The sequence below is a fragment of the Ochrobactrum sp. WV_118_8 genome (genome assembly GCF_039631535.1).
In the GTDB taxonomy this organism is placed as follows: Bacteria; Pseudomonadota; Alphaproteobacteria; order Rhizobiales; family Rhizobiaceae; genus Brucella; species Brucella anthropi.
Genome location: NZ_JBDIUZ010000001.1, coordinates 1727017 through 1748407, shown reverse-complemented (window position 1 = coordinate 1748407; position 21391 = coordinate 1727017). Strand labels below are relative to the sequence as shown.

Below are 21391 nucleotides of genomic sequence, written 5' to 3'. Positions count from 1 at the left end.
ATGCCATCGTTCTCCCCAAGCCTTGAAAGGGCCCTGCACCAAGCCCTCACAATTGCAAACGAGCGGCATCACGAATATGCGACGCTCGAACATCTTTTGCTTGCCTTGATCGACGATCAGGATGCGGGCGCAGTGATGCGTGCCTGCAGCGTCGACCTTGAGCATCTCAAACGTATCGTTACCGACTATATTGATCGCGAACTTGATAATCTCGTCACGGGTTATGACGAGGATTCCAAGCCAACTGCCGCTTTCCAGCGCGTCATTCAGCGCGCGGTCATTCATGTGCAATCCTCGAACCGTGAGGAAGTAACCGGTGCCAACGTGCTGGTTGCCATTTTTGCGGAACGGGAAAGTCATGCTGCCTATTTCCTCCAGGAGCAGCAGATGACACGTTATGATGCCGTGAACTATATTTCGCATGGCATCTCCAAGCGCCCGCAGAACAGCGAAACTCGCCCGCCGCGCGGCGCAGAGAGCGCAAGTGAAGAACGTACCAGCACAGAACAGGAAGAAAGCGCCAAGAAGAAGCAGGACGCCCTGTCTGCCTATTGCGTCAATCTGAATGAGAAAGCCAAGGCCGGGCGTATCGATCCGCTGATCGGTCGTGACAGCGAAATCAGCCGCACCATTCAGGTGCTTTGCCGTCGTTCGAAGAACAACCCGCTTTATGTGGGTGATCCCGGCGTCGGCAAGACTGCGATTGCCGAAGGTCTTGCCAAGCGGATCGTTGAAGGACAGGTGCCTGAAGCGCTTGCCGATGCGACGATATTCTCGCTCGACATGGGTACGCTTCTGGCTGGCACCCGCTATCGCGGTGACTTCGAAGAGCGTCTGAAGCAGGTCGTCAAGGAGCTCGAAGAGTATCCGGGTGCGGTGCTGTTCATCGACGAGATTCATACGGTCATCGGTGCGGGCGCCACTTCTGGCGGCGCGATGGATGCATCGAACCTGTTGAAGCCGGCGCTTTCATCGGGGGCTATCCGCTGCATCGGATCGACGACCTATAAGGAATATCGTCAGTTCTTCGAGAAAGACCGTGCCTTGGTGCGTCGCTTCCAGAAGATAGATGTCAATGAGCCTTCGATCCCGGATGCGATTGAAATCATGAAGGGGCTGAAGCCCTATTTCGAGGATTTCCATAAGGTCAAGTACACGGTCGATGCCATCAAGACGGCAGTGGAACTTTCTGCGCGTTATATTTCGGATCGCAAATTGCCAGACAAGGCAATTGATGTGATTGACGAAACAGGTGCCAGCCAGATGCTGCTGCCTGAGAACAAGCGCAAGAAGACCATCGGTGTGAAGGAAATCGAAGCGACAATCGCAACGATGGCCCGTATTCCGCCGAAGTCGGTATCGAAGGATGATGAGCAGGTTCTCTCGCATCTGGATGCTGAACTGAAGCGTGTCGTTTACGGTCAGGATCTGGCCATCGAAGCGCTGTCAGCGTCGATCAAGCTCGCCCGTGCGGGATTGCGCGAACCGGACAAGCCAATCGGCTCTTACCTGTTCTCCGGCCCGACCGGCGTCGGCAAGACGGAAGTCGCCAAACAGCTGGCAAGTTCGTTGGGCGTGGAACTCCTGCGTTTCGATATGTCGGAATATATGGAGCGTCACACCGTATCACGACTCATCGGTGCGCCTCCCGGCTATGTTGGCTTCGATCAGGGCGGACTCCTGACCGATGGCGTCGATCAGCATCCGCATTGCGTGCTGTTGCTCGATGAAATCGAGAAGGCACACCCCGATCTGTTCAACATATTGTTGCAGGTAATGGATCATGGCTCGCTAACCGATCACAACGGCAAGAAGATCGACTTCCGCAATGTGATCCTGATCATGACCACCAATGCCGGTGCGTCGGATATGGCGAAGGCAGCAATCGGCTTCGGTTCCACGCGTCGCGAAGGCGATGACATGGAAGCGATCAACCGCTTGTTCACGCCTGAGTTCCGTAACCGACTGGATGCGATCATTCCGTTCGGTCCGTTGCCGGTTCCGGTCATTCATCAGGTTGTGCAGAAGTTTGTGCTTCAGCTTGAAGCACAGCTTGCTGAGCGCGGCGTGACCTTCGAACTGACCGAAGGTGCAATCTCTTGGCTTGCTGACAAGGGTTACGACGAGCGCATGGGTGCACGTCCGCTTGCCCGGGTTATCCAGGAACACATCAAGAAGCCATTGGCTGATGAAGTGCTCTTCGGAAAACTCAAGCATGGTGGCACGGTCCGTGTGGATGTCGTGACGAAACCGGACGGTAAGACCGATCTTTCGCTGGAAAGCGTGGCTGATAAGCCGGTAAGTCCGAAGAAGGATATTCCGGCTGAGAAGAAGCAGCTGCAACGCAAGAAGGCTGCGCCGAAGAAGGCAGAGAAGGAGAAGGTGCTGGCGGGCAAGGACGAACCGGCGCCGAAATCTTCCTCGAAGTCCTCGGCGGCCAAATCGTCGGTGCCAAAAGTGCCACGTAAGAAGTAACAAGCAAGCGGAACGGCCCTCTCTGAGGGCCGTTTTGTTGTGAGCATGAGGCTGGTGTGAAGGAAAACGGAGTTTTTCCGATCTGAGCGGTAAAAACCGGGTGCAACTTGCTCGGACCTTGCTCTAACGTGACTCCATGCCACCGATTCATTCCGATTATCCTGAGCAAGATTCAGAAGACCATCGTCACCTGCGATGGTTCTTGCGCGGCTGCACACGCATTTGCAGCATTCCAGCTCTATTGTTGATGAGTTCGTTTATCGGTTTTGCGGGACTGGCAATTGAAAGCGGCATCACCGTTGTTCAAGCCGTCTTTATGACTCTGACCATCTGGGCGCTTCCGGCAAAGGTCGTTCTGATCGGAGCGATCAGTGCAGGTGTGGCTTTGCCTGCCGCGGCTCTCGCGGTGGGACTTTCGTCCGTGCGTTTGATGCCGATGGTGGTCGCGCTGCTTCCCGAGTTGCAGGGATCGAAAACGCGGAAACTGACGCTCGCGGCTCTGTGTCATTTCGTTGCCGTCACCGCCTGGGTCATGGCCATGGAGGAGCTGCGCAAGATCCCGCGTGATATGCGGACGAGCTATTTTGCGGGGATCGGTATGGTTCTGGTGGGAACCAATGCGATTGTCGTTGCTATCGTCTATTCGTTATCGACGTCTTTTCCGCCAATTGTTTTCGCGGCACTTTTCATGCTGACGCCGATGTATTTTCTGACGTCGCTCTGGCGTTCAGCCAGAGAAAGGGCAGGGCAGGTCGCAATGATTTCCGGGATCGTTCTATTCCCCATATTTCATCATCTGACTCCTGGATATGACCTGCTGATCACGGGTGTTCTCGGTGGGCTGATAGCGTTCGGTTTTCACCGGATGCGCCGCGTATCGGTGGGGGCAACTGAATGAACTGGGACAGCTTTTCGACCTGGTGGTGGCCGTTTCTGTTTATCCTCCTGGCTGGAGCGCTTCCAACCTATCTGTTTCGGCTGATGGGGGTGCTGGTTGGTGGGCGCGTGCGGGAGGATTCAGAAGTTCTCGTTTTCGTGCGCTGCGTCGCAACTGCGCTGGTTGCAGGCGTTATCGCGCAGCTTATTCTCTATCCTAATGGAGAACTGGCCAATTCGCCGCTCTGGCTCCGCGCTGGTTCCGCCGCGGCAGGATTTGCCGCCTTTCTCATTACCGGTAAGCGATTGCTCGTCGGCGTGCTCGTTGCGGAAATCCTGCTGGTAATCGGCCTGCTTACACTTTGAAAGTGTGAGTCTTATCAGAGCGCTGCACGAATCTTTTCAGCGTTTGCGGAAAGAACCGCCGCGTCTTCCATCTGTCCGGTATGGGGCTTGAGCGCCACGCCTTCAAAACGCGGGATCACATGAAAGTGCAGATGATAGACGGTCTGGCCGGATGCCGGTTCGTTGAACTGCATGACGGTTACGCCATCGGCATTGAATGCCTTCTTCACTGCCTGCGCGATTTTCTGCACCACTTGAACAACATTCGCGAGGGTTTCCGGCTTGGCATCGAGCAGATTGCGGGAAGCAGTCTTTGGCACAACCAGCGTGTGGCCCGTGCCTTGCGGCATCACATCCATGAAAGCAACGACGTCATCGGTTTCGTAAACACGGGTGGACGGGATTTCGCCGCGCAGAATTTTGGCGAAGATATTGTTGTCGTCATAGGTGGCGGACATGCGATTCTCTCCAATGCGAAAATGTTTGACAGGATCAGACCGTATCAAGTCGCGTTAGGCAAGGTGGATAGAGCGAGCGCATCCCGAAAGGTGTGAAGCGGCTTTCGGATGAGAGGCGCGTCAAAACGAACAGTCAGAGCGCATCCCTGAATGGCGAGTGTTCTTCCAGGGCGTCTTGAATCTGTTCGACTTCGCGACGTTCATGATCGAGATAGTCGCGTACGGCGTTCCGAAAGCCTTCATGGACAATATAATGCGCTGAATGGGTTGTTACCGGTACATAACCGCGGGCAATTTTGTGCTCGCCCTGTGCTCCGGCTTCCACGACGCTGAGCTTTCGATCAATCGCAAAATCGATTGCCTGATGATAGCAAACCTCGAAATGCAGGTATGGGTGATCTTCGATGCAGCCCCAATGACGGCCGAAAAGTGTATCACCACCGATGAAGTTGATCGCACCGGCAATGTAATGTCCGTTGCGTTTGGCCATGACGAGCAGAATGTCTTCGGCCATGGTTTCGCCGATCCGCGAAAAGAACTGCCTGTTCAGATAGGGCCGTCCCCATTTGCGGCTACCGGTATCCGTATAAAACGCGAAGAAGTCGTCCCAGACGGATTCCGTGAGGTCGCTGGCGGTCAACCAGTCGATTTCGATACCATCCGACAAGGCTTCACGTCGTTCTTTCTTTAACGCCTTGCGTTTCCGAGATACCAGCTCATTCAGAAAATCATCGTAGCTTTTAAAGCCATTGTTTTTAAAGTGAAACTGTTGATCCGTGCGATGAAGAAACTCTGCGCGCTCGAGCGCGGTGATCTCATCTGGCAGTGCAAATGTGACATGCGCTGATGAGACGCCGGATTGATCAGCCAGTTCCCGCAGTCCGCCAGCCAGCGCCAGTCGAACGGTTTTGCTTTCATAGGCGATGTGATTGAGGAGGCGCGGACCGGTAGCCGGTGTAAACGGCACTGCGGCCTGAAATTTTGGATAGTATCGACCACCGGCGCGCTCGAAAGCATCAGCCCATCCATGGTCGAAGACATATTCTCCCTGACTATGCCCCTTGAGATAGTTCGGCACGGCTCCGATGAGGTGGCCCTGATCATCTTCAAGGCGCAAATGGCGCGGAAGCCAGCCCGCTTTTCGTGAAACCGAGCCTGATTCTTCCAGAGCCAGCAGGAAGTTGCGGGTAATGAAGGGATTGTAATGCGCGTCCTGCCGGGATGCCCCGACAAGACTGTTCCATTCGTCTGCCGTGAACTCGCTGATATTCTCAACGACACGGAGAACAAAGCTTTGCTCATTCTGCGGATCTTCGTCGTTCACCGCTATTCCTTTGCCGTTATCGCACATATTTTGCGGCGTTCGGCGTGTTGTCGTCAAGCCACGAGGGCGCGTGGATCAAAGCCCTCGAACGTGATCTGGTCGACATTGAGATCGCTATGTTTCTGCATTTCCCGATCCCTCACTGTCCAGCTGATCACAGGCATTTGCAATTTCTCCCGAACGAAGGTGACGAACGGGTTGGGCAGGTGATGCACATTATAGGAGACGAAGGAGATGCCATGCGCCAGCATGGAGAAATGTCTTTCATAGTCTTCCCTGCGTGTACCTTCGGCTGTTAGACCGCCAGGAATTCCCGGTGCATCTGCCGCAAAACGGCGGATCAGGTGGTGATCGAAAGACATGATCGCGGCTTCGCCCTTATAGGACGCCAGTTCTTTGGCAACGGCGGCAACCAGACCGTCATCTTTACCTTCGATACCCTTCAGCTCGATAACGAGGGGAACGCGACCATCGACCAGATCAAGCATTTGACGAAGCGTCGGCACATGATCGGCGGTGCCGCCAATCTTCAGTGCGGTGGCTTCCTTCAGTGTCAGATCGCTGATGTAGCCTTCGCGACCAGCAAGGCGCTTCAGTTCATCGTCGTGAAAGACGACTACGCCGCCGTCACTTGTGAGATGCACATCGCATTCGATAGCGAAACCCGCTTTTGCTGCTGCCTCGAACGCTGAAAGAGTGTTTTCCCAGCGCTCTTTATTGAGATCGTGCAATCCGCGATGAGCAACAGGACGCTTCTTGATCCAGTCGATGGAAGTCATGTCAGGCAACCTCGATGATCGCTTCTATTTCAACAGGTGCATTGAGGGGTAGGCTCGCAACACCAACAGCCGAGCGGGCATGTTTGCCAGCGTCGCCGAGAACCGCCACGAGGAGATCGGAGGCGCCATTGGCCACAAGGTGCTGTTCCACGAAATCAGGTGTGGAAGCCACGAAGGCAGTAATCTTCACAATCCGCTTGATGCGGCCAAGGTCACCAAGAGCAGCCTTTGCCTGGGCAAGGATGTTGACAGCACAGGCGCGTGCAGCCGCTTGTCCGTGCGCAACCGTCAGCTCATCACCAATCTGCCCCGTGTGCACAAGCTTGCCGCCTTCCAGCGGAAGCTGGCCAGATGTGAGAAGCAGAGAACCGCTTTGCGCAAAAGGAACGTAGTTTGCGGCGGGTGCTGCGGCCTCCGGGATAGATATACCCAGATTTTTGAGGCGGCTGTCGATCGTGTCGGTCATTGTATTAATCCTTGCTTGCAAAGGTACTTCGCGATCTACCTATAGGCAGAATCGGTGAAGCTTTTGGGAAGGGTGCGTTTTTTGCCTCGCTTCCGCCACGAGTTTTTTTATCATGCTCGTCAACTCATCGGGAGATTCATGTATGCGTTTTTTCAAGAGTGCGGTTGCGGCGAGTGGAACGGCTGCTTGTGTATGGGCTGGATTCGCTGGCGTCGCTCATGCGGCCTCGACGGTAACGTTGGTTCCACATCGCGCAGTCTATGATCTGACCCTGGATCGTGCCGATGAAAAATCGGGGATCAGTGGTTTGACCGGTCGTATGGTCTACGAGTTCAACGGATCTGCGTGTGAAGGCTACACCACCAATTTCCGTTTCGTGACGCGGATCGATATGGAAGAACAGCCGCAGCGTGTGACCGACCAGCAGACGACGACTTTCGAAGGTGCAGACGGAAAGAACTTCCGTTTCGTCAACAAGACCTTCGTGGACAAGGAACTGGTCAAGGAAGTGCGTGGTGACGCGAAACTCGAGGGCGGCAAGACAGTCGTTGAACTGAACAAGCCGAAGGAAAACAAGCTTGACCTCAAGGGAACGCAATTTCCGACCGGACATATGGAAGAGCTGATCGGCAAGGCGGAAGCCGGGCAGAAATTTTACCAGACGTCGCTTTTCGACGCGTCCGAAGATGCCGACCGGGTGGTTGCTACCACCGTTGTCGTCGGCAAGGAGCAGTCTCTGCCGGATGATGAGACCAAGGTCATGGGTAAATTTTCCAAGGATCAGGTCTGGCCGGTGACGATTGCCTATTTCGATGACAAGGAAAAGCAGGACGGCCTGCCGATCTACCGCATTAATTTCAAGCTCTATCGCAATGGCATCACCCGCGACCTCACTATGGACTATGGAGATTTCTCCATGCGCGGGAAGCTTGTGAAGCTTGATGTCTATGACGCGGCAAAACAGACCGCGACCTGCAAATAAGCACGCCGATTGGCGTGTTTGTTCGCCTGTTCGATGCTATATTGTGTAGACGACTTGCAATTTACGGCGTGATCAGTTAACAGCGCGCCTATTCCACACACGGGATTGGGCTTTTGTCGGGAGAAATCCGGCAAAAACCTCCGGTGGCGAGAAATCGCCTCAGCCCGTGGAGGTTAAACCGGAAAAGGAAAATAAAGATGGCATTGCCTGATTTCAGCATGCGCCAGCTTCTGGAAGCTGGTGTTCACTTCGGCCACCAGACCCATCGCTGGAACCCGAAAATGGCACCATACATCTATGGTGACCGTAACAACATCCACATTCTCGATCTGTCCCAGACCGTTCCTCTGCTGCACAATGCGCTGAAGATCGTTTCGGACACGGTTGCTCGTGGCGGTCGCGTTCTGTTCGTCGGCACGAAGCGTCAGGCTTCGGACATCATTGCCGATGCTGCCAACCGTTCGGCACAGTATTATGTCAATGCACGCTGGCTCGGCGGCATGATGACCAACTGGAAGACGATCTCCAACTCGATCCAGCGTCTGCGCAAGCTCGACGAACTTCTGGCTGGCGAAGCTCAGGGCTTCACCAAGAAGGAACGCCTGAACCTTGAGCGTGAGCGTGAAAAGCTTGATCGCGCCCTCGGTGGCATCAAGGACATGGGTTCGGTTCCGGACCTGATGTTCATCATCGACACCAACAAGGAAGCGATTGCTATTCAGGAAGCCAAGCGTCTTGGTATCCCGGTTGTCGCAGTGATCGACTCGAACTGCGATCCAGACCAGATCGACTACCCGATTCCGGGTAACGACGACGCTGCACGCGCTATCGCTCTCTATTGCGATCTGATTGCTCGCGCTGCTCTCGACGGCATTGCTCGTCAGCAGGGCGCAATGGGCATCGACGTCGGCGCGCAGGCTGAAGCTCCGGTTGAGCCAGCCCTCGAAGCTCCGGCTGAAGGCGCTTAATCAGCGTATGATTTCATCCATCCGTCATATCTGCGATAGGGCGGGTGGATAATCTCGTTTCATCCCGGTGCGGGATTGTGATTCCTGAAGTGCAATGCTCAGGGTGGTCGCGATCCAGAAACCAAGCGCCGGTTAAAAGTTGGCACACCCATCCGGTGTGCCTTCGCTTTCATGAAAGGCGATATCATGAGCATTTCCGCATCTCTCGTCAAAGAACTCCGCGACCTCACCGGCGCCGGCATGATGGACTGCAAGGCAGCACTTGCTGAAACCAATGGCGATATCGAAGCTGCCGTTGACTGGCTGCGTGCCAAGGGCATTGCAAAGGCTGACAAGAAGGCTGGCCGTACGGCTGCCGAAGGTCTGGTTGGCGTTGCAGCTTCCGGTAACAAGGCTGTTGTCGTTGAAGTCAATTCCGAGACCGACTTCGTTGCCCGCAACGATGCTTTCCAGGATCTGGTCCGCAAGATCGCCCAGGCTGCTCTGTCGACCGACGGTTCGACCGAAGCTGTGGCCAACGCCAACGTTGACGGCAAGACCGTTACCGAAACGGCAAAGGACGCTGTTGCCACCATCGGTGAAAACATTGGCTTCCGCCGTTCGGCTGCGCTGACCGTCCCGCAGGGCGTTGTCGCGACCTACATTCACAACGGCGTTGCTGATGGCCTCGGCAAGCTCGGCGTTCTCGTAGCAATCGAAACCGCTGGCGATGCAGAAGCTGCAAATGCATTTGGTCGTCAGGTTGCCATGCACGTTGCTGCAATCAACCCGCTGGCTCTCACCGCCGAGGACGTTGACCCGGCTGCTGCCGAGCGCGAAAAGGCGATTTTCATCGAGCAGGCCCGTGAATCCGGCAAGCCGGACAACATCATCGAAAAGATGATCGAAGGCCGTATGCGCAAGTTCTACGAAGAAGTTGTTCTTCTTTCGCAGGCTTTCGTCATCAATCCTGACCTGACGGTTGCAGCTGCCCTCAAGGAAGCTGAAAAGACCATCGGTGCACCAGCCAAGATCACCGGCTTTGTCCGTGTTGCTCTCGGCGAAGGCATCGAGAAGGAAGAAACCGACTTTGCTGCTGAAGTAGCTGCTGCTGCCAAGGGCTAAGTGGCTCCGTTTTTTCAGCGCATTTTGTTCCGAAAACCGGTTTCCACTTTTCGGAATGCGCTGATTGCCTGAAAAGGCTTTTGATTATGAAGGGCATCGCGTGACAACGCGGTGCCCTTCGTGTATCGGAACCCAAACACAACCACTTGATCACAATCTGCGGAGAGCATCCAATGTCCGGTAAGCCCGCCTACAAACGCGTCCTTTTGAAAGCCTCGGGCGAGGCATTGATGGGCAGTCAGGGCTTTGGCATTGATGTTTCCGTTGCAGACCGTATTGCAAGCGATATCAAGCAAGCACGGTCGCTTGGTGTTGAAGTTGGCGTCGTGATCGGCGGCGGTAATATTTTCCGTGGGGTTGCTGTGGCCTCCAAGGGCGGAGACCGCGTCACAGGCGATCACATGGGTATGTTGGCCACGGTCATCAATTCGCTGGCGCTGCGTACTTCCCTGCACAAGATCGGCGTCGATTCTGTCGTGCTCTCGGCCATAGCCATGCCTGAAATCTGTGAGAGCTTCTCGCAGAGACAGGCTACGGCTTACATGGATGAGGGCAAGGTCGTGATCTTTGCTGGTGGCACCGGAAATCCTTTCTTCACGACGGATTCGGCAGCAGCTCTTCGTGCTGCGGAAATTGAAGCGGATGCGCTTTTGAAGGGTACGCAGGTTGACGGAATCTATTCTGCCGACCCGAAGAAGGATCCGAACGCGACGCGTTTTGACAGTTTGACCCACAAAGAAGTTCTCGATCGCGGGCTCGCAGTCATGGATACAGCCGCTGTTGCCCTTGCGCGTGAGAACAACATTCCGATAATAGTCTATTCCATCCATGAAAACGGCGGCTTGGCCGAAATTCTGCAAGGCAAGGGACGCTGCACGATCGTTTCCGATAATTGATCGACCTTTGCTGCGTATCGAAGGAGAAAATGCATGAGTGATGCTTTCGACATCAACGACCTGAAACGCCGCATGGAAGGCGCTATCAACTCTTTGAAGCACGACCTTAACGGTCTGCGCACGGGCCGCGCTTCAGCAAGCTTGCTGGAGCCGATCGTGATCGAGGCCTATGGCTCGACCATGCCGATCAATCAGGTTGCCAATATCACAGTTCCCGAATCGCGTATGCTTTCGGTTTCCGTCTGGGACAAGAGCATGGTGGGCGCTGTGGAACGCGCAATTCGCGATTCCGGCCTCGGTCTCAATCCGATCACCGATGGTACGACGCTGCGCATTCCGCTACCGGAATTGAACGAACAGCGCCGCAAGGAACTGGTCAAGATCGCGCACCAGTATGCTGAGCAAGGTCGTATCGCTGCCCGTCATGTTCGTCGTGACGGTATGGACACGCTGAAAAAGCTGGAGAAGGACAGCCTCATCAGTCAGGATGATGGCCGCGTTCTGTCTGAAAAAGTGCAGAAGCTGACGGACGAAACCATCGCTGAGATGGATAAGGTCGTTGCAGTGAAAGAAGGGGAGATCATGCAGGTCTAGTACCTGCATGGTTTTCATTGAGGGAGAGCTTCGCCATGTCCGATCCGCGCCACATCGCCATTATCATGGATGGCAATGGCCGTTGGGCGAAGGCGCGCAATTTGCCGCGCAGCGCCGGGCACCGGGCAGGCGTGGAAGCTCTTCGTGAGATTGTACGGGCGGCCGGGGATCGTGGCCTCGGCTACCTTACATTGTTTGCGTTCTCTTCAGAGAACTGGTCCCGCCCCAGCGGCGAGGTGAACGATCTTCTGGGGTTGCTGAAGATTTTCATCCGACGCGATCTTGCTGAGCTGCACCGCAATAATGTGCGTGTCAGTATTATCGGCGAGCGCGAGGAACTTGCCGCCGATATACGTGCGCTATTAGTCGAAGCGGAAACGCTTACGCGTCGCAATACAGGCCTCAACCTGATCATAGCTTTCAATTACGGTTCCCGCGACGAGATCGTCCGTGCCGTTCGAAGTCTGGCGCGTGATGTCGCTGCCGGACTGCTTGATCCTGCTTCCATTTCCAGTGAACTGGTTTCCGCAAATCTCGATACAGCCGGGATACCCGATCCCGATCTTATCATCCGTACGAGCGGGGAAATGCGCCTGTCGAATTTCCTGCTCTGGCAAGCGGCGTATTCCGAGTTTCTATTCCTGCCCATTCATTGGCCTGATTTCCGCGCGTCTGATCTTGATGCAGCCTATGAGGCTTTTCGCCAGCGCGAGCGTCGGTTTGGCGGCGTTGAAGTGCGCGCCGGACTGGAAGACCGTGAAGAAGAAATCGCATGCCCTTCGACCAAGGGGGCGGCAGTCTAAGGTGGTTCCCGAGAGTTGGGACGACTGAAAATGCTCTAATATGGCGTAAGCCAGTCCGTCGAAAGGTCTCAATGTCCAATCTGCAAACCCGCATCATTACTGCCATTGTCCTCGGTGCAGCCGCCTTGTGGCTGACGTGGGTCGGCGGTTTGGGTTTCACACTGTTTTCGATTGCAATCGGATTGGCCATGTTCCACGAGTGGACGAGCCTGACCGCGCCGAAGCAGACAGTGTTCTCGCGTGTGTTCGGCTGGGCATGGCTGGTGCTCACAAGCGTTCTGCTTGTTATGGACCGGAGCGCTTTGCTGACGATTGGCGTTCTGTTGGTGGGCACCCTCATTCTTCTGGCCACGCAATGGCGGACAGGGCGCGGCTGGCCAGCGGCGGGGCTTTTCTATGCAGGTTTCTCCGCCGTTTCGCTTTCACTCCTGCGCGGCGATGAGCCCTTTGGCTTTACTGCGATTGTTTTCCTTTTCGCAGTTGTCTGGTCCACGGATATCGCGGCCTACTTCAATGGCCGGGCACTGGGCGGGCCGAAACTGGCACCGCGCTTTTCACCGAACAAGACATGGTCAGGCGCCATCGGTGGCGCCGCGGCTGCGGTAGCCGGTGGCATTCTGGTTGCCTCACTGGTGGCTGCTCCCGGCAGCTGGCTGGTACCGCTACTCGCATTGCTGCTGTCTGTCGTTTCGCAGATTGGCGATCTTGCAGAATCATGGGTGAAGCGCCAGTTCGGCGCAAAGGACTCTGGCCGTCTTTTGCCGGGGCATGGCGGTGTTCTGGATCGCGTGGACGGGCTTGTCGCTGCTGCCGCACTTTTGTACCTGTTTGGTGCAATTTTTGCCGAGCCAGACGTGCCGTCCGCTATATTCTTCAGTTTCTAAGAGTGCGACGGATGAGTTTGTGGGATTGCTCAAAACGCATTCGGTTCTTCGGAAGCCCACTAGCGTTGTGTAAGGAGTAGTGATTTGCAGGAGGCGTTGGCCTTTTTTCTGGGTGGCGAAAGTCTGCTTGTCGGAACCATCATTCCATTCCTCTTTGTTTTGACCGTTGTGGTCTTTGTCCATGAAATGGGCCACTATCTGGTTGCGCGCTGGTGCGGCATTGGCTCACAGGCATTTTCTATCGGCTTCGGACCTGAGCTGATTGGTTTCACGGACAAGCACGGCACGCGGTGGAAGATTTCTGCCATTCCGCTCGGTGGCTATGTCAAATTCATCGGTGACGAGAGCGCCACGAGCTCTCCAGTTGACGTCGATAATGCAAGCCTGAGCGCAGATGAGCAGCGAAGGGCATTCCATACCCAGCCTGTGTGGAAGCGTGCGGCGACCGTCTTTGCCGGTCCTGCTTTCAATATCATTCTGACGATCGTTATCTTCAGTGTCTTCTTCGCGCTCTATGGGCGTCAGATTTCCGATCCGCTCATAGCTGGCGTCCAGCCTGGCAGTCCTGCTGCTGAAGCAGGGTTTGAAGCCGGGGATCGCTTTATCAGCGTTGAGGGCGAAAAGATCACAACTTTTTCCGATGTGCAGCGCATCGTATCCGGACGGGCCGGGGACAAGCTGAACTTCACTGTCGAGCGTGATGGCAAGATGGTAGATTTGCAGGCCGTTCCGGCAATCGTCGAGCGTACGGATCCGCTTGGAAACAAGATCAAGCTTGGCGCCATCGGCGTGGAAACCACTGAAGCTGTCGGTAATTTCCGCCGGATTGAATATGGTCCCCTCGAATCAGTGGGACAAGCTGTCATGGAAACGGGCTACATTATCAGCCGCACAGGAGAGTTTTTTCAGCGTTTTGCGGTCGGGCGTGAGGATAAATGTCAGCTCGGTGGTCCGGTGAAAATTGCCAATATGGCTGGTAAGGCTGCAAGTCAGGGTTTTGACTGGCTCATCCAGCTAATGGCAATGTTGTCGGTTGGTATCGGGCTTTTGAACCTGTTTCCATTGCCTCCGCTGGATGGCGGTCACCTGGTTTTCTATGCGGTGGAGGCCATAAAGGGTAGCCCGGTATCTGTTGCGGCGCAGGAAATTTTCTATCGTGTTGGGTTCCTACTTGTTATGGGATTCATGGGGTTCGTACTTTTCAACGACCTGTTTGCCTGCTAGATGACTCTCCGGCTGGCTCAGGTGGTGATCTTGGGGATCGGTGCAGGCTGGAGGGTTCCAGTCGGCTAACCGCTATGATGCGCATCTTCTCTGGCGAGGATCGGGGAAGGTGTTAAACAGAAGTGAAAATTGGGAGTGACTGCTCGAAAAGCTAAGCGATTTGTTTACCATAACGCTCAAATCGCGTGGCGCGGATGCCACGCTGGTTGCTTAAGTAAACAGAATTTAACCGTGACGCTTGCTTGTATGGAAAAACCGGGTATGACGGTTGTATCTGTACGTGCTTTTCTGGGTTAATCGCCCCGGGGACAGAAAGAAACGAAGGTTCGGAAAGCCTATGACGGCAAGTTCTAAATTCTTTGGCGCCGCTTCTGCGCTCGCCATGTCAGTGGCTCTTGTGGCTTCGGGTACTGCTGCACTCTCGCTGGCTTCGGTCAATGTTGCCGAGGCTGCTGTCGTTAGCCGTATCGAGGTACGCGGTAATACACGCGTCGACGCACAGTCCATCCGTGACAATATCGACATTCGTCCGGGCAAGGCCTTCACCAGCGCTGATATTGATGCTGCGGTGAAGCGTCTGTTTGCGATGGGTCTGTTCTCGGATGTTCGTATTAATCAGTCCGGCAGCACGCTCGTCGTGAATGTTTCTGAGCGTTCCGTCGTCAACAACGTCCTTTTCCAGGGCAACAAGAAGATCAAGGATCCTGATCTTACTCGTGCTGTTCAGCTCAAGCCGCGTTCGCCTTATGACGCTGCGACGATGGAAGCTGACGTTGAAGCGATCAAGGGAGCCTATGCGCATATCGGGCGCAGCGATGCGACCGTGAATGCACGTACTGTTGATCTTGGTCAGGGGCGTGTGAACGTCGTTTATGAAATCAACGAAGGTTCGCGCACGAAAATCGCAAATGTCGATTTCGTTGGCAATCAGGCATTCGGCTCTCGTCGTTTGCGCGACGTGATTTCGACCAAACGTTCGAATCCGCTTTCGTGGCTGACGCGTAATGACGTATATGACGAAGGGCGTCTTCAGGCTGACGAGGAAACGCTCCGTCGTTTCTATTACAATCGCGGCTATGCGGATTTCCGCGTTATTTCATCGAATGCAGTTCTCGATCCGTCGACAAACGAATACACTATCACCATCACGGTTGATGAAGGTCAGCGCTATACATTCGGCAATGTAAGCGTCGAGAGCAATGTTGATGGCGTTGACGGGCAGGCCCTGGATCATCTGGTCAAGACTCGTTCGGGTAAGCCTTACAGCGCCAAGGAAATCGAAGATTCGGTTCTCGCAGTTACCGAAAATGTTGCCGGTAGTGGTTATGCTTTCGCCAAGGTTGAACCGCGTGGCGATCGTGATTTCGAGAACCATACGATTTCGGTCGTCTATAGCGTTGACGAAGGTCCGCGCGCTTATATTCAGCGCATTGAAATTCGCGGTAACGACAAGACGCGTGACTTCGTGATTCGTCGCGAATTCGACATGAACGAAGGCGATGCCTTCAATCAGGTCATGGTACAGCGCGCGAAGCGTCGTCTCGAAGCGCTGGACTTCTTCCAGACGGTCAATATCTCGACGGCGCCTGGCTCTGAGCCGGATCAGGTTATTCTTGTCGTTGATGTCGTTGAAAAGTCGACCGGCGAATTCTCGATTGGTGGCGGTTACACGACAGGCGGCGAATCGCCGGGTGCGCAGGTAGAAGCTGCTATTACCGAGCGTAACTTCCTCGGACGCGGCCAGTACATCCGTATCAGCGCCGGTGCCGGTCAGGATGATATGCGCAATTATGGCCTGTCGTTTACGGAGCCATATTTCCTCGGATATCGTCTCTCGGCTGGTTTCGATGTATTCCGTCGTACGTATCGCGTAAACGATGATTACGACGTCGAGCAGACCGGTGGTACGATCCGCTTCGGTCTTCCGATCACGGACAATTTCTCGGCAGGTATCGCGTATAACCTCGTTCAGGAAAAGTATGACCTGTTCCGTGCGGACGCTGACAACTACTATGCGCCTGCCTTGCTAGAGGCTGCTGAGCATAGTCCGTGGTTGCGTTCGTCGATCAGCTACTCGCTGACCTACAACTCCATCGACGACATGAAGAATCCGCATGACGGTCTTTATGGCAAGTTCACGCAGGAGTTCGCAGGTCTTGGCGGCGATGCCAAGTACATCAAGACCACGTTCAAGGGTAACTACTACAAGACGCTTTCTCAGGAAGCCGATATCGTCGGTATGCTGGGCATTGGCGGTGGTTATATCCATGAATTCGGTGATGATGGCGTCCGCATCTTTGATCTGTTCAAGAACAATTCGGACATCATCCGCGGCTTCAAGTTCAATGGTATCGGTCCATATCAGGATGCCGCGAACGGCAAACGCTACTGGATGGGCGGAACGACCTATATCAACGGTACGGCTGAAGTTCAGTTCCCGATGCCGCTCGTTCCTGAAAGCTTGGGTATCCGTGGCGCCTTGTTTGCTGATGCCGCAACGCTTTATGGTAATGACTCCTCGCAGGGCGGTTCGCCAATCTATGGCGACGACAAGAAGCTTCGCGCTTCGGCAGGTATAAGCTTGATGTGGGCTTCGCCGTTCGGTCCTCTGCGTTTTGACTATGCGTTCCCGATCGCGAAGGCTGATACCGACAAGGTTCAGAACTTCAACTTCGGTGTTTCGACCAAGTTCTAATAGGTTTGCCTTTTCCCGGGGTATAACAACCCCGGGGAAGAAAGTGTTTTGATGGCAGATCCTGTTTTTTTCGCGCCTTCGCGTGAACTCACGATTGGCGATATCGCAGATTTTACCGGTGCAAGACTTCGTGACCCGAAGCTTGCACCGCGTTCTGTTGCGCGTCTTTCTTCGCTTAAAGATGCTGTTGAGGGTTCTCTTGTCTTCGTCGAAGGCAAGAAGAATGCCGACGGTCTCTCCTCGATCAATGCTGCTGGTGTTCTCTGTAGCGAAGCTGTGGTGGACAGTGTGCCGTCGCACATAGCTGCACTCATAACCCGCAATCCACAACGCGACTTTGCTTCTGTTGGTCGAATGCTGTTTCCGGCATCCGTTAGACCGGTCAGCTGGTTTGGAGAAACCGGTGTTTCTTCAGCTGCAGTTATTCATCCCACAGCACATATCGAGGCCGGTGCTACGATCGAGGCCGGTGCAGTTATCGGCAAGGGCGTAAGTGTCGGCAGCGGTACGCTGGTCTCTTCAACAGCGGTGATCGGTGAAGGCAGCCAGATAGGTCGCAACAGCTATATTGCTCCCGGTGTAACCGTTCAGTGTGCTTTCATCGGCAATCAAGTGTCTCTTCATCCAGGTGTTCGGATTGGGCAGGACGGTTTCGGCTACGTCCCAGGTCCCGCCGGCTTGGAAAAGGTTCCCCAGCTTGGCAGAGTCATCATTCAGGACAATGTCGAGATTGGCGCCAATACGACGATTGACCGTGGTTCATTGAACGACACCGTCATTGGCGAAGGTACAAAGATCGATAACCTCGTACAGATCGCCCATAATGTGCGGATTGGCCGTTTTTGTATTGTTGCGGCTCATTGCGGCATTTCCGGCAGCTGTGTCATCGGTGACCAGACGATGCTGGGTGGTCGTGTGGGACTTGCCGACCATTTGATTATCGGTTCGCGCGTGCAGATTGCCGCAGCGAGCGGCGTTATGAATGACATACCCGATGGTGAGCGCTGGGGCGGTATTCCCGCTCGGCCTATCAAGCAGTGGTTCCGAGATATCGCGAACATACGTAGCATCGGGCAATCGAGAAAGGAGCAATCCTCTGATGAGTGATGCAAATCAGACCAAGCTGGAAGCAGCAGATATCCAGGATCTTCTGGCAGTGCTGCCGCATCGCTATCCATTTTTACTGATCGACCGGATTGTTGACATTGACGGCGACGTCTCCGCAACCGGCATCAAGAATGTGACGATCAACGAGCCGCATTTCACCGGACATTTCCCTGAAAAGCCGATTATGCCGGGCGTATTGATTGTCGAAGCCATGGCACAGACGGCGGGCGCTATTTCTCTGCTTCAGCGCAAAACCGGGCGCCCTGGCGTGGTCTATTTCATGACTATAGATAATGCCAAATTCCGTCGCCCGGTCATACCGGGAGATCGACTTTTGCTTCACGTAAAGAAGATCAAGCAACGCGCAAATATCTCGAAATACGAATGCATTGCCGAAGTCGATGGTGTAAAGGTTGCGGAAGCTGAAGTCGCTGCCATGATCAGTACAGCTGAAGAAAGCCAGTGAGCATATCAATGAAAGAAACATTTATTCACCCCACCGCTCTTGTTGAGCAGGGTGTGGAACTGGGGCAGGGTGTGTCTGTCGGCCCCTTCTGTCACATTCAGTCTGGCGCCGTCATAGGCGACAATTCGGAATTGATGAGTCATGTAGTGGTGACCGGTGCAACGACGCTTGGCGCAGGTGGAAAGGTTTATCCGCATGCCGTTTTGGGTTGCGATCCGCAGAACAACAAGCATAAGGGCGGTCCAACGAAGCTGAACATTGGCACAAATTGCCTGATCCGCGAAGGCGTGACCATGCACAAGGGGTCAGACAGCGCACGTGGTTACACTTCGGTCGGCGACAACTGCTCGTTCCTGGCTTACGCGCATGTGGCACATGATTGTGACATTGGCGACTACGTCACCTTCTCCAACAATGTGATGATTGGTGGCCACACGACAATCGGACATCACGCTATTCTGGGTGGTGGTGCCGCTATTCATCAGTTTGTGCGCGTTGGGCATCACGCTTTCGTTGGCGGCATGGCTGCGGTTGTAAGCGATCTTATCCCGTACGGCATGGCGATTGGCGTGCACGCTCATCTCGGTGGATTGAACATCGTCGGCATGAAGCGTTCCGGTATGGAACGCAAAGAGATTCATAATCTCCGTCATGCAGTTCGGATGCTGTTCGATCGCACAAAACCCATTCGGGACCGTGCAAAGGACGTCCTGACTGCGATACCGGATTCTCCGGCTGTCATCGATATGATCGACTTCATCAATGTCGATACCAAACGTGCCTACTGTACACCTCCGCTCGATGCGGTCCATGGTGGGGCCGGGCATGACAGCGGCGAAGATTGAGCAAATACCGCGTCTTGCAGATGATGCGGGACGCGTTGCAATTATCGCCGGTAATGGCCTGCTGCCGATCAGTGTGGCGGAGGCCCTTGAGGCTGCGGAGAAGAAGCCATTCCTCGTGCCGTTGCGCGGGGAAGCCGATCCGGTACTCTACAAGTACGAGCATCAGGAAATTTCCATCGTAGAGTTTGCAAAGCTCGTCCGGTTCATGAAAGCTGCCGGTGTGGATCGCGTTGTCCTCGCTGGTGGCGTGACAAGCAGGCCCCATGTCAGTGATCTGAAGTTTGACTGGCCTACTCTGCGCGCAGTGCCTTACGTTTTACGTGCGCTGGGGCAAGGCGACGATGCTCTTTTACGTGCATTTATCGGCTTGCTGGAATCCTTCGGTTTCAAAGTTGTCGGGGCTCACGATGTTGTTCCGGATTTACTTTCCCCGTCACCTGCTCAAATTTTGACGCGAAAAGCACCGGACGCGAGAGAACGTTATAATCTTGAACTTGCAATGGAATCTGCGCTTCGTCTGGGTGATCTGGATGTCGGGCAGGGTGCTGTTGCGGTTGGCGGACGTGTCGTTGCGCTCGAAGGGGCGGAAGGCACAGATCAAATGATAGAGCGTGTGCGCGAGTTACGTGCAGCTGGCCGCATACCTCGTCGTGGCGGTGTTCTCGTCAAGATGGCGAAGCCGCGACAGGACGAAAGAGCAGACCTTCCGACCATCGGAATTTCTACGATTGATAATGCCGTAAAAGCGGGATTATCAGGAATAGCTGTTGAGGCAGGCAGGACATTCATTCTAGGCTTCGGTGAAACCATCGCGGCGGCCAATGCAAGAGGCCTTTTCATAGAGACGGTCAGTCGCGAGAAAAAGGATATCAAGAAGTGAACACCACCAGCCGGCCATTGAAAATAGCAATAGTGGCCGGTGAAGAATCCGGTGATCTTCTAGGTGCCGACCTTATCGATGCGTTGCGGAGCCAGACAGACCGGTTGGTTGATATCATTGGTGTCGGTGGTGATCACCTTGCAGCCCGGGGAATGAAGTCCTTTTTTGATCCGCACGAGATTGCGCTTATGGGGCTGGGCGCAATTCTGAAGAATTTACCGGGTCTAATGCGGCGTATTGGCCAGACCGCTAGAGGCATCATCGCTGAGAAACCGGATTGCGTACTTCTGATTGACAGTCCGGAGTTTACACATCGCGTCGCCAAGAAGATCAGGGCTGCAAATCCATCGATTCCCGTCGTGAAATATATAGCACCAAGCGTGTGGGCCTGGCGGCCGCAACGCGCGCGGGCGATGAAAGCCTATTTCGACCATGTGCTAACTATTCTTCCATTTGAGGTGGAGGTCATGCAGCGGTTAAGCGGGCCGAGTGCCACTTATGTCGGGCATCGCCTTTCCAGCTATGAACCGATACTGCGGGCACGGGGTGAGCAAAAAAACCTGGAAGCGCGACGGACTGTTGAGTCCCGGAAAACATTGCTCGTTCTGCCGGGGTCTCGTCGGACTGAAATCCAGATGCTCATGGAACCGTTCGGGCAGGCAGTTGGTGAATTAGCTGCCCGGGTCGATAAGCTCGACGTCGTTCTGCCGACACTGCCACGCATTGAAGAAATGGTTCGCGATCTTTCAAAGGACTGGGCTGTCAAACCGCTTATTGTGCTGGGTGATGAGGAAAAGTGGAAAGCTTTTTCTAAAGCCGATGCAGCGCTTGCCGCTTCAGGGACGGTTTCGCTGGAGCTGGCTCTATCGCGCATTCCAAGCGTGCTTTCCTATAAGGCGGACTGGTTCGCACGCAAGTTTCTGATGCCCAAGATCACGATCTGGAGCGCTGCCTTGCCAAATATCATCGCCGACGAACCGGTCGTTCCTGAGTATTTCAATGAGTTTGTCCGTCCGGGAATGCTTGCACGCAACCTTGAACGGTTGATGCGGCCTGGATCGGCACGTCAGGCGCAGCTGGACGGATTTGATAAAGTTGCGTCGATCATGGCGACGGAGCAACCCTCTGGCGAGATCGGGGCGCGCGTCATTCTGGAATTGGCAGGCAATTCCAAGAGCTGATTTTGACTGTAGATAGAATACAAAAAACCCCGGTTGTTT

21 protein-coding genes are annotated in these 21391 nt (G+C 54.6%); 17 read left to right on the top strand and 4 right to left on the bottom strand.

Going from position 1 to position 21391, the window contains the following annotated elements:
- From clpA to ABDF71_RS08365, 3 genes are all read left to right on the top strand, one after another.
- On the top strand, window positions 1-2475 hold the full coding sequence (gene clpA / locus ABDF71_RS08375) for an ATP-dependent Clp protease ATP-binding subunit ClpA (protein WP_479884217.1): 2475 nt from the start codon (window positions 1-3) through the stop codon (window positions 2473-2475).
- A 136-nt stretch (window positions 2476-2611) separates the two neighbouring features.
- The gene (locus tag ABDF71_RS08370) at window positions 2612-3373 is read left to right on the top strand and encodes an AzlC family ABC transporter permease (RefSeq protein ID WP_479884218.1); all 762 of its coding nucleotides are present in this window, start codon (window positions 2612-2614) and stop codon (window positions 3371-3373) included.
- Window positions 3370-3717 carry an AzlD domain-containing protein gene (locus tag ABDF71_RS08365; RefSeq protein WP_010659971.1) on the top strand — a complete coding sequence of 116 codons (348 nt, stop codon included), beginning with the start codon at window positions 3370-3372 and terminating at the stop codon, window positions 3715-3717. The genes ABDF71_RS08370 and ABDF71_RS08365 overlap by 4 nt, the downstream gene beginning before the upstream one ends.
- A gap of 14 nt (window positions 3718-3731) precedes the next feature.
- Here the strand turns inward: ABDF71_RS08365 and ABDF71_RS08360 are convergent, their stop codons facing one another.
- The 4 genes from ABDF71_RS08360 to ABDF71_RS08345 all read right to left on the bottom strand — a co-directional run bounded on the left by ABDF71_RS08360 (window position 3732) and on the right by ABDF71_RS08345 (window position 6723).
- Window positions 3732-4154 (bottom strand): HIT family protein, encoded by a 423-nt coding sequence (locus tag ABDF71_RS08360; RefSeq protein WP_029924661.1) that lies wholly within the window; start codon window positions 4152-4154, stop codon window positions 3732-3734.
- Window positions 4155-4287: 133 nt separating this feature from the next.
- On the bottom strand, window positions 4288-5478 hold the full coding sequence (locus ABDF71_RS08355) for a GNAT family N-acetyltransferase (protein WP_479884220.1): 1191 nt from the start codon (window positions 5476-5478) through the stop codon (window positions 4288-4290).
- Between the two features lie 53 nt (window positions 5479-5531).
- Window positions 5532-6257: a glycerophosphodiester phosphodiesterase gene (locus tag ABDF71_RS08350; RefSeq protein ID WP_029924665.1), complete on the bottom strand. Its 726-nt coding sequence runs from the start codon at window positions 6255-6257 to the stop codon at window positions 5532-5534.
- 1 nt (window position 6258) lies between these two features.
- Window positions 6259-6723, bottom strand: coding sequence for a RidA family protein (locus ABDF71_RS08345; RefSeq protein WP_006471616.1), 465 nt, complete (start codon window positions 6721-6723; stop codon window positions 6259-6261).
- Between the two features lie 142 nt (window positions 6724-6865).
- Here ABDF71_RS08345 and eipB point away from each other — a divergent pair, with 142 nt between their 5' ends.
- The 14 genes from eipB (at window position 6866) to lpxB (ending at window position 21352) form a co-directional block, all read left to right on the top strand.
- Window positions 6866-7705: a cell envelope integrity protein EipB gene (gene eipB / locus ABDF71_RS08340; protein WP_010659975.1), complete on the top strand. Its 840-nt coding sequence runs from the start codon at window positions 6866-6868 to the stop codon at window positions 7703-7705.
- Window positions 7706-7902: 197 nt separating this feature from the next.
- Entirely contained in the window at window positions 7903-8673 is a 771-nt protein-coding gene (gene rpsB / locus ABDF71_RS08335) for a 30S ribosomal protein S2 (protein WP_010659976.1), read from the top strand.
- 186 nt (window positions 8674-8859) lie between these two features.
- Window positions 8860-9777, top strand: a complete 918-nt coding sequence (gene tsf, locus ABDF71_RS08330; RefSeq protein ID WP_479884222.1) for a translation elongation factor Ts — start codon at window positions 8860-8862, stop codon at window positions 9775-9777.
- 173 nt (window positions 9778-9950) lie between these two features.
- The gene (gene pyrH / locus ABDF71_RS08325; RefSeq protein WP_029924670.1) at window positions 9951-10673 is read left to right on the top strand and encodes a UMP kinase; all 723 of its coding nucleotides are present in this window, start codon (window positions 9951-9953) and stop codon (window positions 10671-10673) included.
- Between the two features lie 33 nt (window positions 10674-10706).
- Window positions 10707-11267: a ribosome recycling factor gene (gene frr / locus ABDF71_RS08320; protein ID WP_010659979.1), complete on the top strand. Its 561-nt coding sequence runs from the start codon at window positions 10707-10709 to the stop codon at window positions 11265-11267.
- Between the two features lie 35 nt (window positions 11268-11302).
- Entirely contained in the window at window positions 11303-12070 is a 768-nt protein-coding gene (locus tag ABDF71_RS08315; RefSeq protein ID WP_010659980.1) for an isoprenyl transferase, read from the top strand.
- Between the two features lie 71 nt (window positions 12071-12141).
- Window positions 12142-12954 (top strand): phosphatidate cytidylyltransferase, encoded by an 813-nt coding sequence (locus ABDF71_RS08310; protein ID WP_010659981.1) that lies wholly within the window; start codon window positions 12142-12144, stop codon window positions 12952-12954.
- A gap of 84 nt (window positions 12955-13038) precedes the next feature.
- Entirely contained in the window at window positions 13039-14178 is a 1140-nt protein-coding gene (rseP, locus tag ABDF71_RS08305) for an RIP metalloprotease RseP (RefSeq protein ID WP_012091955.1), read from the top strand.
- A gap of 337 nt (window positions 14179-14515) precedes the next feature.
- Complete coding sequence (gene bamA, locus ABDF71_RS08300) at window positions 14516-16873, top strand: outer membrane protein assembly factor BamA (RefSeq protein WP_036586699.1); 2358 nt, start codon at window positions 14516-14518, stop codon at window positions 16871-16873.
- A gap of 51 nt (window positions 16874-16924) precedes the next feature.
- Window positions 16925-17980, top strand: coding sequence for a UDP-3-O-(3-hydroxymyristoyl)glucosamine N-acyltransferase (gene lpxD / locus ABDF71_RS08295; protein WP_500061466.1), 1056 nt, complete (start codon window positions 16925-16927; stop codon window positions 17978-17980).
- Window positions 17973-18446, top strand: a complete 474-nt coding sequence (gene fabZ, locus ABDF71_RS08290; RefSeq protein ID WP_010659985.1) for a 3-hydroxyacyl-ACP dehydratase FabZ — start codon at window positions 17973-17975, stop codon at window positions 18444-18446. The genes lpxD and fabZ overlap by 8 nt, the downstream gene beginning before the upstream one ends.
- Window positions 18447-18454: 8 nt before the next feature.
- Window positions 18455-19291 carry an acyl-ACP--UDP-N-acetylglucosamine O-acyltransferase gene (gene lpxA, locus ABDF71_RS08285; RefSeq protein WP_010659986.1) on the top strand — a complete coding sequence of 279 codons (837 nt, stop codon included), beginning with the start codon at window positions 18455-18457 and terminating at the stop codon, window positions 19289-19291.
- Entirely contained in the window at window positions 19272-20171 is a 900-nt protein-coding gene (locus tag ABDF71_RS08280; protein WP_151663025.1) for an LpxI family protein, read from the top strand. The genes lpxA and ABDF71_RS08280 overlap by 20 nt, the downstream gene beginning before the upstream one ends.
- Complete coding sequence (gene lpxB, locus ABDF71_RS08275; protein WP_437260073.1) at window positions 20168-21352, top strand: lipid-A-disaccharide synthase; 1185 nt, start codon at window positions 20168-20170, stop codon at window positions 21350-21352. The genes ABDF71_RS08280 and lpxB overlap by 4 nt, the downstream gene beginning before the upstream one ends.
- Window positions 21353-21391: the final 39 nt, after the last annotated feature.